Raw genomic sequence first — 15,979 nt, 5'->3', positions numbered from 1 at the left:
TCTTTGCTTTTCCCCCATTATGCTCCCCCTGAAAAAAATATTTGCTTTATAATTTTTTTATTATTTCCGATAAAGCTATTTTCATCTCATCGAAGGTTTTTCGATACATTTCAACGGGACCCCCGAAAGGATCTATGATATCCAGGTCCCCATCATTTCCGGCAAATTCCTTCAACGTAAATGTTTTTCCCGAGGCATTTGGAAACATCCGAGTGACTGCGGCCTTATGGCTTTCCGTCATGGTCAAAATACAGCTTGTCCAATTCACTAGGCTTTCGTTGATCATGGCAGCTTGATGATCCAAGTCGATTCCTTCTTCCGCCAGAACCGTTCGTGTATGTTCAGACGCATCGCTTCCATCTTGAGCATAAACGCCTGCAGATTTCACCTCTACACCAGAAATCCCCATATTCCTCAAAATGGCCTCAGCCATCGGGCTCCGACATGTGTTCCCCGTGCACACAAATAAAATTCGAGTCATAGCTGCGCCTCCTTTCATTCCATTATAAGCCAAAGTTCCCAGATTCAATAGTATTGTATGTGAAAAATTTTTATAATAATTAGAAAAACCATACATTGAACGGGGCTATGTTAGCTTTTTGCGTCTTCACCCCTCAATACGCTTACATTGAATGACCCTATGTTAGTGTTTTGAGACTTCATCCCTCCAAACACTTACATAGAACACTCCTATGTTAGCTTTTTTTCGCTTTATCCATCTAAACACTTACATTGAACGGACTAATGTAAGCCTTTCTCGACTTTATCCTTCCAAACGCTTACAATGGAAAATCTTTTTTGGGAGACAACAAATAAGAAAGGATAGTCACCATCCTTTCCGAAAAGATTGTTTATCAAATCCGTACGAATCCGCAGCGCTGCTCTCTACCCCAATAGCAGCTTAATCCCAAACGCAAAAAGAATGCTTCCGCCAAGGGCTTCACTATAAGTGCCGAGCCAACCCTGGACCTTTCTGCCTATGAGCAGGCCGAGCCACGTTAGGACGGTAGCGGTTACGCCGAAGCTTGTCAAAACTAACAACGTTTTGGCCCCGTAAATTCCTAGGGTTAAGCTAACAGAAAAGCTGTCTAAGCTAACACTGAAACCAAAGAGCATTAAGCCTAGTCCCACTGGCGTAATCATGCTGCTTTTTTCCTTCTGGAATCCTGACCAGACCATTTGTATACCTAATATGAGCAGGAGCCCGCCGCCGACATAGGTGGCAATGGCACCGAATTTTTCTGATAACAATCTCCCTGCAATTATTCCAAAGAGAGGCATCCAAACATGGAAAAAGCCGATGGTCATTCCAATTTTGAATATTTGTCTAAGGCGGAGATTATACATGCCCATCCCCAAGCCCACTGAAAAAGCATCCATAGCTAGAGCGAATGCCATAATCGTAAGTGTTAGTATTTCTCCGAATAAATCTACCATCATTTCTCCTCCTTGGACTTGCTATTCCAACATATGCACGTCCAAGAGGATTTAGAATCGAAAAGCGATAAAAGGTTGGGAATCCTCCTCAATAACGAGGGTCCTGACCATAGCTTCCTAAAAAAAGCGGGACTAGTAACCCGTATCAGCGAACAATAGGTCAGTTCCCCAAACCAAAATGGACCGAGTGACCCAACCTAGCGAGGGGTTAGGCCACATCCCCCGGGGAAAAATAGACCCCATGACCTCAAAAAAATGAGACGAGGTCCTATCCCCCATCCCATTAAATTACGCGATGCCCCGCTGCCTTCAAAAGGCGGTTCATGACAGCAACGCCGACTCCTTCATTCGGGAACATTTCGCTATAGATAATATCTGCGTTTGTATTGTTGAATTTCCTTAATGCTTCATATAAATAGCTCGCAACGGTTTCAAGATTTTCCCGTTGTCCACAAGGTACGACATAGTCCGCTTGATAGAAGGCTTGGTTTTCCACAGTTGTTAACACCCCAACGGTCAACCCCTCCTCCTTCTTCTTATCCACAAGCGTCTGGATAAACTCTCTTGATCCATCCACTAAATATAGTGGTGCATCTGGAGCATAGTGGCGGTATTTCATTCCCGGAGATTTCGGCGCCTGACCTGCATCCAGGAGCGCTGCATCAACGGACACTTCACCAATCACGGCTTCTATCTGTTCCTTTGTCACTGCACCCGGCCGCAAAATAACGGGGATTTCTTCTGTGCAATCCAATACGGTCGATTCCACACCCACACCCGTTTGACCACCGTCCACAATTCCCGCAATCTTCCCGTTTAGGTCCTCCCACACATGCTCAGCGGCTGTCGGACTTGGCTTTCCTGAGCGGTTTGCACTCGGTGCGGCAATCGGAAGGCCCGATCTCTTTAGGATGGCTAACGCAACAGGATGATCCGGCATACGAACAGCAACTGTGGATAACCCTGCTGTCGCCTGATCTGAAAGCATTCCCTCTTTCTTTTTAAAAATAAGGGTAAGCGGACCTGGCCAGAATTCCTTTATCAACAGCTTAGCCTGATCTGATATGTCCTCCGCAAAATCATTAAGCTGTTGGTCCTCCGCAATGTGGATAATCAGTGGATTATCACTCGGTCTTCCTTTAGCTGCAAAAATTTTCGCTACAGCCTCGCTATTTTCCGCGTTTCCACCTAAGCCGTAAACCGTTTCTGTCGGGAATGCTACCACTTCATTATTTTTTAAAAGGTCAGCAGCCTGTGCGATTTGTGGATAACTTTCGAGATCATCCACATATTTATCCACTGACCATCTTTTCGTATTCATAATGCTCCACCTTCTTTTGGCACCTTAATATCGTAAAAAAAATCCTTTGTTTACTTGTTTTATATGTTAATTACTTTTGAAAGTATAAAAGAAGATGGAGGATAACTCAAGTATTATCCACAATTTGTGGATAGATAACTCGAATTTGTGCATAACTTCGCCAATATATCCACATTTTACAGGGATAATGTCAAAAAGAATGAGTTGTCCACAGTTAAAATATGTTTTACATGGTCGGATTCATAGAGCTCCTGTGGCAAACTCAGCTTATTCACTTCTTTAAAACCTAGCAGCTGAAAAAAGGCCAGCGAGTTTTTTTTATTGGAGGAGAGGTAAAGAGATTGCAACTTCCTGTCTCTTGCTAACATTAGGATCTGCTCGAAAAGGACGAACAATTCGTTTTCAGACATATCCTTTGTCATGGCAAGGGAACGGAGCAACCCTATTGTCCCTAATGGCTCAATCCCAAGCGTTGCTTTCACATTCCCCTGATCATTTTCCATGATTAAAAAATAATCGATGGATTCCGCTAGTCCATCTGTATTAAGTTTCGCCTCTGCCAAAAAACTTGTTAATCTCTCAACATCCTCCGCCACTGCACATCTTATGAAAGCAGCCATCGTTCCACCTCGTTCATCATATTCTATTATTGAACTACTCACCACTTAACACCCCTTAAGGGTTGATTGAAGTGGGAGATTCCTAAGAACACCAGCGTAACCGCTAGTTATTGATTAGGCGATCCCCGCAGTCCCTGCGGTTAGAAGTCTTATTGCTTCATTTTTTAGATTCAAACTTGCGTTAATATCTCGATCGTGGTGGGCATTGCACTCTGGGCACTTCCATTTACGCAATCCGAGATTTTTAACGTCTTTATTTTGAAAGTGACAATTTGAACAAAGTTGACTTGAAGCAAAGTTTTTGGCAACGGTTACGATTTGTTTTCCATACCATTTCGCCTTGTATTCAATCATGGTTTTAAATTTTGACCAAGATACTTCGCTTATGGCTTTGGCAAGATGACCATTTTTAAGCATGTTATTTACCGACAAATTCTCCATTCCGATTATGTCGTGGTTTTTGACAATGTCAGTGGAGATTTTATCTAAGTAATCCTTTCGTGTGTTTGTAATTTTTTCATGGATTCGTGCTACTTTGGATTTTGCCTTGTACCAATTAGCTCCGCCTATCGTTCGTCTGCTCATAATTTGTTGGGCTTTAGCTAGCTTTTCTTCTAAGGTGCGGAAAAATTGTGGATTGGGGTAGATTGTTCCATTAGATAGTATGGCAAAATCTTTGATGCCAATATCAATGCCAATAGCAGAGTTTGTTTTTGGCAGTTCTGTCACTTCGGTTTCAGTTGCCAAAGAAACAAAAAATTTTCCCGAAAGATTACGTCTAATTGTTACACTGATAATGCGACCTTCGACTTCACGACTTTTAGCAAGCTTAACAAAACCAAGTTTTGGCAACTTGATTTTGTTGTCAACGATTGTAATATTACCGTTAGTATGCTTGGTTGTGTATGCTTGAACAGGATTCTTTTTAGACTTAAAGCGAGGATACTTATTTTGCTTTTTGTAGTAGCGATCATAAGAAACTGCTAAGTTTTCAACTGATTTTTGCAAAGCAATACTATCTACTTCTTTTAAAAATGGATAATGCTTTTTAAGTTCAGGAAGTAATTTTACCGTTTTGTATTTATTTAGGTATTCGCCTTTCCAATTATTAATTGGAAATTGCCCATTCTGCTTCATTTCTTCAACAACGTACCAATAAGCGTCTTTTTCTTTTTGTTTGCCTAGAAAGAAATTGAACACAAATCTCGAACAACCAATAGTTTTGTTAATGAGTTCAGTCTGTCTTTTGTTTGGATAGATACGGAACTTATAGGCTTTGTTGACAAGCAAGATATCCACCTCACCAGATAGGAACATTCGTTCCCACCTTACCATAGTAAGGGCATTTTTGCTAGCAACAACCTACATTCATCACCCACCTACTTATTAGGCTTTACCTTTCACATTCCTCGAGGTGGAAGTCTTCTTCCAGAAAAAAAATTCATCCCATTCTGTTCTATTAAGTATGTAGAAACTTACTATATTCATATGAAAAAATAGAGATAGTAGAACTATTCTTATCCGAAAATTTTCTCCCAAAGCTCAACTAAGAAAAATTTAACTTTCACAGGCTGTTCGTCCTCTTCCGTATAGACTGGAGGTGCCTTCTCTTCTTTCTCCTGCTTGTTTTCTGCAGCCGCCGCTTCTTTCGTTCCATCTTCCTCAAATCCATCACTTACCGCTACCCCATTTGAGAAATCGAGGAAGCATAGCGGCGGGAATAATACACACCACCAGTTAGCTCCTTGCGCGTCACCAAGTGAAATCAGGATTGCTTCATATTCACCTGCCGGATAAAGGAATTGCCCGTAAAGCTTCGTTGGAAAGTCTACCTTGCCGAAGTTCACCTTAACCTCTTGTTCTGATTGGTTTTCCGCTGCCACTTTTTCTGCGATTGCTTGAATTTCCGGAAGCTTGGATCGAAGTAAACTTCTTGCCTCATCAATAGAAGTTAATTCTGCTACCCATTTAGTAATTTCCTCATTCACCGCGTCTCTCACCTGACGCTTTATTACTTGATCAGCTTCTCTATCACTATTTGCTAGAATTCTTAAACGTATCGCCTCATTTGGAATGACAAGCTGATCTTCCGCCAATGTGTCACTTTGTGGCATATATAAACTTAAAATAGTTCCAATACATAAGATTATTATATATAAATTTACCGCTGTTTTTGTTTTCATATTCTCCACGCCCCTTCACTAACTCATTGTGGTCAAGGAGCCTAAATCTTAAACTAGTAAAATGAAAAAGTTTACTTTTAACATCAGCAAAAAATAACATTTTTCAGACACAGAAAAATGGATTGACGAATGATTGTGTGAAGACTATATTTTGTTTGATAGGGAAATGATTAACCATAGATGGGGATTCTTTCATTCTATTAAAATTTTATCTCAACCGATTTAGAAGGGATTATCCCTCGGGCCAACGACTTTTTAATTAAGCCATATAAGCCTAGCGAGCTACCGGAAGCGACCCATCAAACCCTGCTGAAAACCGGTAAAAAGGGATAAATTTTAGTGCCTGAAGAACAGAATACATAAATCAAGGAGCCCTTAGAATTTTTCTAAGGGCTTTTGATTTGGGATTGTGCTGATTTTTTGGGATAGCGTTACTCTGGGCCTTTATGGTGAGAGTTTTGGGCTTGGACTGGCAGAAACACTCACTATGGAGCCTTCATGACGAGCGTTTTGACCTTGGACTGGCAGAAACACTCACTATGGAGGCTTCATAACGAGTGTTTTGATCTTGGTTTGACAGAAACACTCACTATGAAGTCTTCATGACGAGCATTTTGGCCTTAGATTGGCAGAAACACTCACTATGAAGACTTCATGACGAGCGTTTTGATCTTGAACTGACAGAAACACTCACTATGAAGTCTTCATGACAAGCACTTTGGGCTCGAAATCAAAGAAACACTCACTACGAGAGCACCCATTTTCCTAAAATCCAACCTCCGCAAATACCATTCGGTCCTTCCCGTTAATATCATAAACCGTCTCCACTTTTGCTTGAGGAAAGGCTTGTTTTAGCAGACTAGCAACAGCTTCACTTTGACCAGCCCCTACCTCAAAACCTATTAACGCCTGTTCACGGGCAACAAGTGGGAGCTCCTCCGCTAGCCTTTTATAAATATTCAAACCATCAACTCCTGCAAACAGTGCCCGGTGCGGCTCGTGCTCGGTTACAACCTCTGACATCCATTCAATATCGCCATCCGGAATATACGGCGGGTTGGAAAGAACAATATCAAACCGCTCGCTACTCTCGATAAAGGGCTTCAGTAGATCACCTTGGATAAAGCGAACATTCGCACCAAGATGATGGGCATTTTCCTCCGCTAAAAGCAGAGTCGGTCCATAAATATCTGTCGCGGTTACAGCTAATTCAGGGTACTCAAGCTTTAACGTGACGGCAATAGCGCCGCTCCCCGTCCCGATATCCGCCAATTTAAGACCCTCCTGCATTCCAAAAAGTTTCCCGCTTCGCTGCAGCGTATGATAAACAAGTTCCTCCGTTTCCGGACGAGGAATCAGGACATCCTCATTCACTTTAAAATCCCGCCCATAAAAGGATTCGAAACCAATAATATATTGAACGGGCTTGCCCTCACTATGAAGAAGCACCGCCTTTTTAAAATCTTCGAAAACCTGCGCCTCCACCTCTTCACGCAGGCTAGCTAAAAATTTTGACCGGTCCATTCTCATATAATGCTGCAATAATATTTCTCCCGCATTGTCATCTCGATTTTTTTCTTTTAAAAAAGAAGAAGCCCACTGGAGGGCTTCATAGACTTTCATAGCTTGATTACTCATTTGATGCACTTTCCAGCTTAGCTGACTGTTCTTCAACGATTAACGCATCAATCACTTCATCCAATTTCCCTGAAAGAATTTGGTCAAGCTTTTGGATCGTTAATCCAATGCGGTGGTCTGTTACACGATTTTGCGGGAAGTTGTACGTACGGATACGCTCAGAACGGTCTCCGGTACCAACTGCGGATTTACGGGCCTGATCATACTCAGCCTGTGCTTCCCGTTGGAATTTATCATAAACACGCGCACGTAAAACTTTCATGGCTTTTTCTTTATTCTTAATTTGCGATTTTTCATCCTGGCAGGAAACAACTGTACCTGTTGGAATATGTGTTAAACGAACAGCTGACATTGTAGTGTTAACACTCTGTCCACCTGGTCCACTTGATGCAAATGTATCAACACGAACATCTTTATCATGAATTTCAATTTCAACTTCCTCTGCCTCTGGTAATACCGCAACCGTTGCCGTAGAAGTATGGATACGACCGCCAGATTCTGTTTCCGGTACACGCTGTACGCGGTGAGCGCCATTTTCAAACTTCAATTTTGAATAAGCGCCGTTTCCGTTAATCATAAAAATAATTTCCTTGTAGCCGCCTACTCCAGTTGAGTGTGTTTCAATGACTTCCGTTTTCCAGCCTTGTGTCTCAGCAAACCGGCTGTACATGCGGTATAAATCTCCGGCAAACAAGGCAGCTTCATCTCCGCCTGCTGCTCCACGAATTTCCATAATGACGTTTTTATCATCGTTCGGATCTTTCGGGATTAAAAGAATCTTTAAACGAGCTTCTAATTCCTCGACCTTATCTTCCAGCTCATCAAGCTCTTCCTTTACCATTTCACGCATTTCCGCATCTAGCTTGTCATCAAGCATGGCTTTCGCATCTTGATACTGCTCACGAACATCTTTATATTCACGATAAGCTTCAACAGTCTCTTGAATATCTGACTGTTCCTTCGAGTATTCGCGCAATTTTTTTGGATCATTAACAATTTCCGGATCACTTAAAAGCTCATTTAATCTTTCATAGCGGTCCTCTACAGATTGAAGACGATCAAACACAGCATTTCACCTCTAATTTCCATAACACTTCGGAGTATTATTTCCGAGCTATATCTATTCAATACGTTTACGCTAAAAGCAGCGATTCACGCTTATTCACCGATAAAGTCCATAACATTCTAATTATAGTATAGGTGAAAGATGAGGTCAAAAATAATTTGGAAAAAGAAATAGAAAAGGCTACCGTTTCAAGAACGATAACCTTTTTGGCTAATATTTTATGCGATATTAATCAAAGCAGTAATGGATTTTTTGGTAGGCAGAACGCATATCAATGACTTGTTTGCGAACATTCTCAACCGTATCCCGATCCTCTAGCACACTGACAATATAGTCTGCGATGATCTCCATCTCCGCTTCCTTCATGCCAAGGCGGGTAATTTCAATCGTTCCAATGCGCAAGCCGCTTGGAAAATCCCAATCCTCAGGTTTATCACTTGGAATCAGATTTTTATTCGTAATGATATTCGCTTTTGCCAGTTTATGAGCCACATCAAGCCCGCCACCGAACTGTTTCACATCCAAAATAACCTGATGGGTTTCGGTAAAACCTTTATGGGCTCCGAGTACTGTAATGCCTCGCTCATGCAATGCTTTTGCCAGAGCCTTGGCATTGGCCACAATTTGCGCCATATATTCCTTCCCAAATGCCAGGAATTCTGCTGCTGATGCCGCCAATGCTGCTACACGGTTCACTTGGTGAGTGGCAGCAAGTGCTGGGAAAATCGTATCGCAAATTGGCTTCGTTAGCTCAGGATCATTCCAGACAATAATTCCGCTCTGTGGTCCGCTGAATGTTTTTCCAGCTGAGCCTGTCATAACACAGGCACCCTCGTTTAATGGATCTTGGAATTGTCCGCCGCCGATAAGGCCTAGCTGATGGGCTCCATCGAAGAAGATTTTCCCGCCCCATTCGCTCACAATATCAGACATTTCCTTCAGCGGGAATGGGAACAGCGTCATGGACGCACCGAGCGTCACGAGCTTAGGCTTTACCTCCCTCGCCACCTTGGCAAACTCATCGATATTCACAACGAGATCAACAGGATCCATCGGAACATCGTAAATGTTCAAACCGCGAATTCCCGCAGGTCCATCGTAACGATTACTAGAATGTCCGCCAAATGGCTGAGCAATTGTTAAAATATTGTCCCCAGGCTTCGTTAACGCAGCATAAACCGTCATATTCCCGATCATACTTGCTACGAGGCGATGATCTGCGTAATTACTATTAAATACCTTTTTCAGCAATTCCACACATAATGATTCAATTTCATCTATATATTTCGTTCCGGAAAACCATCTTTGTGTTGGTCCAATATGACCCTCAGCCGCTCTTGTTCCCACTTCAGAAGCTAATAATTGCCTTACAGTTGGGCTTGTCGGCGCCTCAGGGGCCAATAAATTAAGACACTCCTGCCCTCTCCAAATGGCATTCCGGTCGACAGCATCAATAATTTCCTTCTGGATTAATCTCGCAGAAGAGCTTTTTTCAATAATATCCTTTGCCCAATCTAATACCTTTGAGTCATGAACATCATAATTTCCAGCCGTTGTGGTAAGTGAAGTCATTGCCGTTCCTCCTAAATTTGTAATCTAGTTCAATCCCTTTACAAAAAGCACAACATTCTGACTGATTATCGTATGAAAACTCAGAGCTGCATTGGAACATATTATTTAATTGGGAAATCTAAGCCCAAAACCAATATATCGCATATCGTTCAAACAGTCAATGTCATTTTTCTGATTATTTTATTTTTTCTAATATTTATTTTCAGACTTTTATGAATCACTAAAAGGTTTTATAGGACATAATATTTTGGAAAACGCCAATTCATGTCCTTTAGCTACGTTTTATAGGACACGAATTGCAAGAATTAAATTAGTATGTCCTTTAACACTGGAGCCCCCCGTTTTTGTCCTCTTGAACCAGTTAATGAACTAGAAAACTTAATCTCTTTGAAAAAAGCAAAATAAAAAGAGTATAACGGCTGTTATACTCAAAAAGTGCATCATTCACTTTATTCCGCATCTCCGACTAATAACCTTCCTAGACTCAGCCAATTTTCTTCTAACAGTGAACTGGCTAGGCTTGCATTTTTAGTTCGGCAGGCAGAAATGATTTCATCGTGCTCCGCAATCGATTTCATTCCATCAAGAGAACTAAACTTTGAAAATTCCAGTCTCCGAACCTTCGACATAATTCTTTCTAATGCCAGGCTTATTTCCTGATTCCCGGAAGCTAATAACAGAATCGCATGAAATTGGTCGTCTGCTTCCACTGCATCTAAAACATCTTTATTTTCTAATGCCCTTTTTAACTGAGCATTGCTTTCTTCCATTAGTTGAATATCTTCTTCCGTAATAGACGGTACTGCCAGACGTGCAGCTAACCCATGCAGGGCTGCAACAACGGTAAACGCGCTTTTCGCCTCCTCCAAATGAATTTCCGTAATTCGAGTTTGCGAGCCAGGCAATGATTCAACAAGGCCTTCATCCTCCAGCCTTTTGAGTGCTTCCCTCACAGGCGTTCTGCTAACACCAAACTGTGTGGCTAAATCCTTATCCATAATCCGCTGGCCAGGCTCTAATTCCAATGTCACAATGGCTTTCTTCAATGACTCATATACTTGATCTCTTAAAGCAGGGCGTGCAATCGTTTTAATTATCTTCATAAAACCAATATATCAACCTTGTATTTGTCTGTCAATTTAAGCATGACGGGCAAAGGCATCCTTATGAGTTTTTGCTTAGCTAGATTTATATCTTATCGCCGGTACCTTTAACGGTTTTTCCCTGTTGGAAACATAGCTGTGCAGAACCAATCCTGCAATGACCAATAGAATGCCGATCCAAGAAATAAACGAAGGAACAGGTGCTGATAAAATGAGCATCTCACCCGCTACGGCAAATAAAACTTCAAATGATTGCGTTGCTTCCACGGCTCCTAGCTTCTGCATATCCCCTTTTACTAAATCCGTTGCCTTGAAAAAAAGTACTGTAGCAATCACTCCAGAAAACAATGCAACTAGAAGTGATTGAAAGGTTTGTCCCGTGCTTGGCAGCCCAACAGTTGCAACTCCATATAAAGATAAAAGCAGCCAGAACGGCAGGCTTGCTAATGTCATCCCTAGCACCCGCTGATAAGCATCTAACCGATTTCCGCAAACCTCCATCATTTTCCGGTTCCCTAATGGATAGGCAAATGAGGCAATAATGACCGGCACCACCCCTAACAAGAGCATATTTCCAGAAAGATTGCTTGCTTGCTCTAGCTGCATGAATGCAACACCTAGAAGTATGATCAATGACATCGACAGACCGATAAGCGGAATTTTCCCTCTTACTTTAATAGGGCCGTTCCGTGTTTGTTTTGTTTCGAAAAATAATGGAGCGAGAAGTGAGCCCGATATGATCGTCACTTGCCATGTTCCGGCAATCAGCCATCCTGGTCCATAGGCCGCCGCAAAGCTTATAGGGGCGTAGAAAAGTCCAAATCCGATCAAACTCCATAGAAGCCAGGCGCCCGGATTCTTTTTCATTTCAATCAAAAGTGGCTTTAAATTCCTCCTGATCACGACAATAGCAATAAGAAATGGCACCATAAATATATATCGTAACGAAGCACTCCAAATCCAGCTTCCCCCTGATAGCTCCATTGATCGATTCAAAACGAATGTAAAGGCAAAAAAGAATGCTGCAAAGATACCTATTATGATCGGCCGCATGATGTTCTCTCCCCAAAATTTGAAATATTATGTTAAATTCATATAACTAATATATCGCATTTTGGTTTTTTATCAACTCTTTTTTAAAAGATTGAGGGAGATTTTTTTGTATAAATCTCGATAGTTGAAAAAACTTACGGACATACAATCCGCTATTTTCATTAAAAGACCTTATTCAAGGGGCTTTGCGGACACTAAGGACGTTATTTACATAAAAGCGCTAGAATATCACTGCTTTTTTACAAAATAAAGGAACCTCTGTCCGTATACATAAGGAATTAACCCGTTTTGTCACAGATAACGGAACTGGTGTCCGCCAAGATGACAATCCACAACAAAAAATACCCTGCTGCAACAGCAAGGCATTTTACCTTCGATCTTCTTGAATTTTTATTTCAATATGATAGCGAGGCAACGCATTTTCTAGCTTTTTTCGGAGATTAGACGCTTCCTTCGTTCTTTGGCTATCAGACAGCATGCCTTTTTTATAAGCCGTGACCCACATATCATCACCGTTTATCCATACGGGACCAGAACGGTAGCCATCTATGGCATCGATGACCTGGCGCGCTTGATTAATTTCTGACTGCTGATTTACCCTATTCGTTCCTGTCGTATTAGGAAAATTAGGATTTTGTTCATCCATTGTCCAAGCCCTCGTATTATAGTCCTGATCATCATTTCGGGTAGAAACATTTCTAAACCCATCTTGATCCTCATTCGGACCGTAAAGCTTTTCGACTCCACGATTAAAATTCGTACAGCCCGCCGTCAATACAAGAAGCATAATTAAAACAAACCATCTTTTCATCACTTACACCTCCATCTATAGCATGTCCACTATACCGGAGATTCCACCGCCCAATTTCAGCCAAAAATTCCCCTCTAAAAATTTGCCAAAGCCAGTATATCCGCCAGTTCCATCAGGATATCCGCCACTTTGAACCATATATCCGCCACCGCCTTCCCCATAAACAAAAAAAAACTGCCTGAATCCCTTCAGACAGAATTAAGTATTTTATAAAAGCTGTGTTGCCTGCTCTTCACCCAGAATTTTGGGTGACTTTGGCACTTCATGATGATGCCGGCACCGTGCTTCATATGCTTCAGAAGCACCAACCAAAATAACAGGATCATCATAGGAAGCGGGCTCCCCGTTAATTAATCTTTGCGTACGGCTGGCTGGTGAGCCGCAAACCGCACAGACCGCTTGGAGCTTAGTCACTAATTCGGCAATGGCCATAAGATCTGGCATTTGTCCGAATGGCTCGCCGCGGAAATCCTGATCGAGGCCTGCTGCAATGACACGATGGCCGCTATTCGCTAGATGCTGAATCACCTTTACAATTTCCGAGTCAAAAAATTGAACCTCATCAATAGCAATGACATCGATATCAGAGTGAATATGTTTGAAAATCTCTGTAGAATTTGAAATCGGTATAGCTGTAAAGGCTGTCCCATTATGGGAAACGACCGCTTCTTCACTATAGCGGTTATCTATTTGCGGTTTAAACACGACAATTTGCTGTTTCGCAAATTGCACTCTGCGTACCCGGCGAATCAGTTCTTCGGATTTTCCAGAGAACATGCTCCCGCAAATCACCTCTACCCATCCATGATGCTTCATGACATACATAGAAGGCCTCTCCTCCTTAAAAACAGTGCAAATTATGCTGTAAAATTGAAATAAAAAACAGGCAAGAAAGAAAACTTGCCTGTTTTGGTTTTTTTATTATTGTTGTTGCTTAATGCCGTATTTTTTGTTGAAACGGTCAACACGTCCGCCAGCTTCAGCGAATTTTTGACGACCTGTGTAGAATGGATGGCATTCAGAACAAGTTTCAACACGGATTTCCTTTTGAACAGAACCCGTTTCAAATTCATTACCACATGCACATTTAACGATTGCTTTATTGTAATTTGGATGAATTCCTGCTTTCATTCTTTTCATCTCCTTCCGCCCTGAATCATACTGAGACAGAGTTATATATTACGGGTCAAATTAGATGACCGTATAATCTAAAGCACACTGGAATTATTATAACAAGGTCAACCCCATTTTGCAATATTTGATTTCCTATATAAAGAGAGAAAAATTATCCACTAAATGTTTCCCCTTTTTCACTCTTTTCGGTGGAAATTGGGGAAGCTTATCGGCTTTGTTTCCAATTTCCCACTCTTCCTAAGAAGAATCTGGAAACTAATGACTTGTTTCCAATTTTCCCATCCAAAGAGGATCTCCTACTAGTGAGAACGCTTCGACTTCATTTCTTCTGCCAGATTTGCAAAAAAGTCTTCATTTGATTTCGTCTGTCTTAGCTTGCGCAAGAACTTCTCAGCAAAATCTGGTGAGTCTGACATGGATTTTCGAATCGCCCAAAGCATGTCCAGCTGTTCCTTCTGGATAAGAAGCTCTTCTTTACGCGTTCCGGAACGGCGGATATCAATCGCTGGGAAGATTCTTCTTTCCGCAAGTGAACGATCAAGATGAAGCTCCATATTCCCAGTCCCTTTAAATTCCTCGTAAATAACATCGTCCATTCTGGAGCCTGTATCGACAAGAGCAGTTGCTAATATGGTTAAGCTGCCGCCTTCTTCAATATTACGCGCCGCACCGAAGAAACGTTTTGGACGGTGGAAGGCTGCCGGGTCAATCCCCCCTGACAGCGTTCTGCCGCTCGGCGGAATAACAAGGTTATAGGCCCTTGCCAATCTCGTAATACTATCCATTAGGATCACAACATCGCGCTTATGCTCGACTAGGCGCATCGCACGTTCAAGGACAAGCTCCGCCACTTTAATATGATTTTCAGGAACCTCATCAAAGGTTGAGCTCACAACATCTCCCGCAACAGAGCGTTCAATATCAGTTACCTCTTCCGGGCGCTCATCAATTAAAAGGACGATAAGCTCCACTTCAGGATGGTTCGTTGTAATGCTATTAGCAATTTCTTTTAAAAGCATCGTTTTACCTGCTTTAGGCGGAGCGACAATTAAACCACGCTGTCCAAATCCAACTGGTGCCAGCACGTCCATAATTCTCGTAGAAAGATGCCTTTGCGTTGTTTCCAGCTTCATGTGGCTGTCTGGATATAACGGCGTTAAAGCAGGGAAATGCACGCGCTCCTTCGCGGTTTCCGGGTCGTCCCCATTAACAAGTTCTACTTGAAGCAAGCCAAAATACCGTTCATTCTCTTTCGGAGGACGAACTTTTCCAGAAACCTTATCCCCATTCCTTAAGTCAAAACGGCGGATTTGCGAAGCCGAAATATAAATATCCTCAGAGCTTGGTGAATAATTGATCGGCCTTAAAAATCCAAAGCCCTCTGATTGGATAATTTCCAGGACACCTTCCATAAAGAAGTATCCTTCCTTCTCTGCTCTCGCCTTTAAAATCGCAAAAATTAATTCTTTCTTTGTTAATTTGCTGTAATAAGAAACTTTATATTCACGGGCAAGCTCATAAAGCTCTTTTAACTTCATATTTTCTAAACTGGATATATTTAATCCCATAATGACACCACACTTTTATTTTTTCAAACTCTTCCCCTAAAAAATTGAAATCCGTCAACTTAAGAAACAATAAAATAAAACGGGAAAAATATGATTGAGGTAAAACTAAAACTAGTATTATATATAATTAAACTTGAGGATAAATCAAAAAAGGAGCCCATTTAATCCTACAACTTTGAAAGGTTATTTTTTTGAGGCAGCTTTATTGGAAAAACTTAAAAGCACTCCCCATAGGGGCCTGTATTAACTATATTTTATTTACAATTAGGAAACAAGTCAATTTTGGCAGGAAATAAGAGGATTCGGCCTGGCAAATTCATAGCCAGACCTTTTTATTTCTTAATCCTCTTCATTTTTAGCTTGGGAATGTGACTTCCCAATGGAATGAACTAGCATTCTGAAGATATTATCGCAGATTAACGGGCTGTAAGACCCCCACTTCAAGTAGTTGAGTAAACAAAAATTTCTAAGCG

General features: G+C 41.6%; 16 protein-coding genes. All 16 read right to left on the bottom strand.

All coding sequences use genetic code 11. The annotated features are described in order from the left end of the window. Positions 1-46 precede the first annotated feature (46 nt). The 16 genes from V7122_RS10510 to rho all read right to left on the bottom strand — a co-directional run bounded on the left by V7122_RS10510 (position 47) and on the right by rho (position 15,506). Entirely contained in the window at positions 47-481 is a 435-nt protein-coding gene (locus V7122_RS10510; RefSeq protein WP_335344846.1) for a low molecular weight protein arginine phosphatase, read from the bottom strand. A gap of 404 nt (positions 482-885) precedes the next feature. Next, positions 886-1,437 (bottom strand): manganese efflux pump MntP, encoded by a 552-nt coding sequence (locus V7122_RS10505; RefSeq protein WP_335489034.1) that lies wholly within the window; start codon positions 1,435-1,437, stop codon positions 886-888. A gap of 283 nt (positions 1,438-1,720) precedes the next feature. Continuing rightward, a complete protein-coding gene (locus V7122_RS10500; protein ID WP_335344845.1) occupies positions 1,721-2,758 on the bottom strand; it encodes an L-threonylcarbamoyladenylate synthase in 1,038 nt (345 codons plus the stop codon). A 176-nt stretch (positions 2,759-2,934) separates the two neighbouring features. After that, entirely contained in the window at positions 2,935-3,420 is a 486-nt protein-coding gene (locus V7122_RS10495) for a GNAT family N-acetyltransferase (RefSeq protein WP_335489007.1), read from the bottom strand. 72 nt (positions 3,421-3,492) lie between these two features. After that, entirely contained in the window at positions 3,493-4,668 is a 1,176-nt protein-coding gene (gene tnpB, locus V7122_RS10490) for an IS200/IS605 family element RNA-guided endonuclease TnpB (protein WP_335526646.1), read from the bottom strand. Between the two features lie 227 nt (positions 4,669-4,895). Further along, on the bottom strand, positions 4,896-5,561 hold the full coding sequence (gene spoIIR / locus V7122_RS10485; RefSeq protein ID WP_335526623.1) for a stage II sporulation protein R: 666 nt from the start codon (positions 5,559-5,561) through the stop codon (positions 4,896-4,898). Positions 5,562-6,326: 765 nt separating this feature from the next. Next, positions 6,327-7,199 carry a peptide chain release factor N(5)-glutamine methyltransferase gene (gene prmC, locus V7122_RS10480; protein ID WP_335526621.1) on the bottom strand — a complete coding sequence of 291 codons (873 nt, stop codon included), beginning with the start codon at positions 7,197-7,199 and terminating at the stop codon, positions 6,327-6,329. Continuing rightward, a complete protein-coding gene (gene prfA / locus V7122_RS10475) occupies positions 7,192-8,265 on the bottom strand; it encodes a peptide chain release factor 1 (protein ID WP_335526619.1) in 1,074 nt (357 codons plus the stop codon). Before prfA ends, prmC begins: the two co-directional genes overlap by 8 nt. 228 nt (positions 8,266-8,493) lie before the next feature. Then, positions 8,494-9,837: a serine hydroxymethyltransferase gene (glyA, locus tag V7122_RS10470; RefSeq protein WP_335526617.1), complete on the bottom strand. Its 1,344-nt coding sequence runs from the start codon at positions 9,835-9,837 to the stop codon at positions 8,494-8,496. A gap of 449 nt (positions 9,838-10,286) precedes the next feature. Next, complete coding sequence (locus tag V7122_RS10465; RefSeq protein WP_335344250.1) at positions 10,287-10,940, bottom strand: GntR family transcriptional regulator; 654 nt, start codon at positions 10,938-10,940, stop codon at positions 10,287-10,289. Positions 10,941-11,015: 75 nt separating this feature from the next. Continuing rightward, positions 11,016-11,993, bottom strand: coding sequence for a DMT family transporter (locus V7122_RS10460; RefSeq protein WP_335344251.1), 978 nt, complete (start codon positions 11,991-11,993; stop codon positions 11,016-11,018). Positions 11,994-12,360: 367 nt separating this feature from the next. After that, entirely contained in the window at positions 12,361-12,804 is a 444-nt protein-coding gene (locus tag V7122_RS10455) for a hypothetical protein (RefSeq protein WP_335526614.1), read from the bottom strand. 15 nt (positions 12,805-12,819) lie between these two features. Beyond that, positions 12,820-12,942 (bottom strand): hypothetical protein, encoded by a 123-nt coding sequence (locus tag V7122_RS10450; RefSeq protein WP_335526612.1) that lies wholly within the window; start codon positions 12,940-12,942, stop codon positions 12,820-12,822. Between the two features lie 69 nt (positions 12,943-13,011). Continuing rightward, the gene (locus V7122_RS10445) at positions 13,012-13,629 is read right to left on the bottom strand and encodes a thymidine kinase (RefSeq protein ID WP_335344253.1); all 618 of its coding nucleotides are present in this window, start codon (positions 13,627-13,629) and stop codon (positions 13,012-13,014) included. A gap of 96 nt (positions 13,630-13,725) precedes the next feature. Then, entirely contained in the window at positions 13,726-13,935 is a 210-nt protein-coding gene (gene rpmE / locus V7122_RS10440; protein ID WP_315669110.1) for a 50S ribosomal protein L31, read from the bottom strand. A gap of 302 nt (positions 13,936-14,237) precedes the next feature. Next, positions 14,238-15,506 (bottom strand): transcription termination factor Rho, encoded by a 1,269-nt coding sequence (gene rho, locus V7122_RS10435; protein ID WP_438824044.1) that lies wholly within the window; start codon positions 15,504-15,506, stop codon positions 14,238-14,240. Between the last annotated feature and the right edge of the window lie 473 nt (positions 15,507-15,979).

The organism is Bacillus sp. JJ1532 (genome assembly GCF_036965085.1).
GTDB lineage: Bacteria > Bacillota > Bacilli > Bacillales > Cytobacillaceae > Cytobacillus.
This window is presented reverse-complemented; position numbering and strand designations above follow the sequence as displayed.

Excerpts from the sequence above, each read along its gene's own strand:
- V7122_RS10510 (WP_335344846.1), bottom strand. The coding sequence starts at position 481 with ATGACTCGAATTTTATTTGTGTGCACGGGGAACACATGTCGGAGCCCG.
- V7122_RS10505 (WP_335489034.1), bottom strand. The coding sequence starts at position 1,437 with ATGGTAGATTTATTCGGAGAAATACTAACACTTACGATTATGGCATTC.
- V7122_RS10500 (WP_335344845.1), bottom strand. The coding sequence starts at position 2,758 with ATGAATACGAAAAGATGGTCAGTGGATAAATATGTGGATGATCTCGAA.
- spoIIR (WP_335526623.1), bottom strand. The coding sequence starts at position 5,561 with ATGAAAACAAAAACAGCGGTAAATTTATATATAATAATCTTATGTATT.
- prmC (WP_335526621.1), bottom strand. The coding sequence starts at position 7,199 with ATGAGTAATCAAGCTATGAAAGTCTATGAAGCCCTCCAGTGGGCTTCT.
- glyA (WP_335526617.1), bottom strand. The coding sequence starts at position 9,837 with ATGACTTCACTTACCACAACGGCTGGAAATTATGATGTTCATGACTCA.
- V7122_RS10465 (WP_335344250.1), bottom strand. The coding sequence starts at position 10,940 with ATGAAGATAATTAAAACGATTGCACGCCCTGCTTTAAGAGATCAAGTA.
- V7122_RS10460 (WP_335344251.1), bottom strand. The coding sequence starts at position 11,993 with ATGCGGCCGATCATAATAGGTATCTTTGCAGCATTCTTTTTTGCCTTT.
- V7122_RS10455 (WP_335526614.1), bottom strand. The coding sequence starts at position 12,804 with ATGAAAAGATGGTTTGTTTTAATTATGCTTCTTGTATTGACGGCGGGC.
- V7122_RS10450 (WP_335526612.1), bottom strand. The coding sequence starts at position 12,942 with ATGGTTCAAAGTGGCGGATATCCTGATGGAACTGGCGGATATACTGGC.
- V7122_RS10445 (WP_335344253.1), bottom strand. The coding sequence starts at position 13,629 with ATGTATGTCATGAAGCATCATGGATGGGTAGAGGTGATTTGCGGGAGC.
- rpmE (WP_315669110.1), bottom strand. The coding sequence starts at position 13,935 with ATGAAAGCAGGAATTCATCCAAATTACAATAAAGCAATCGTTAAATGT.
- rho (WP_438824044.1), bottom strand. The coding sequence starts at position 15,506 with ATGGGATTAAATATATCCAGTTTAGAAAATATGAAGTTAAAAGAGCTT.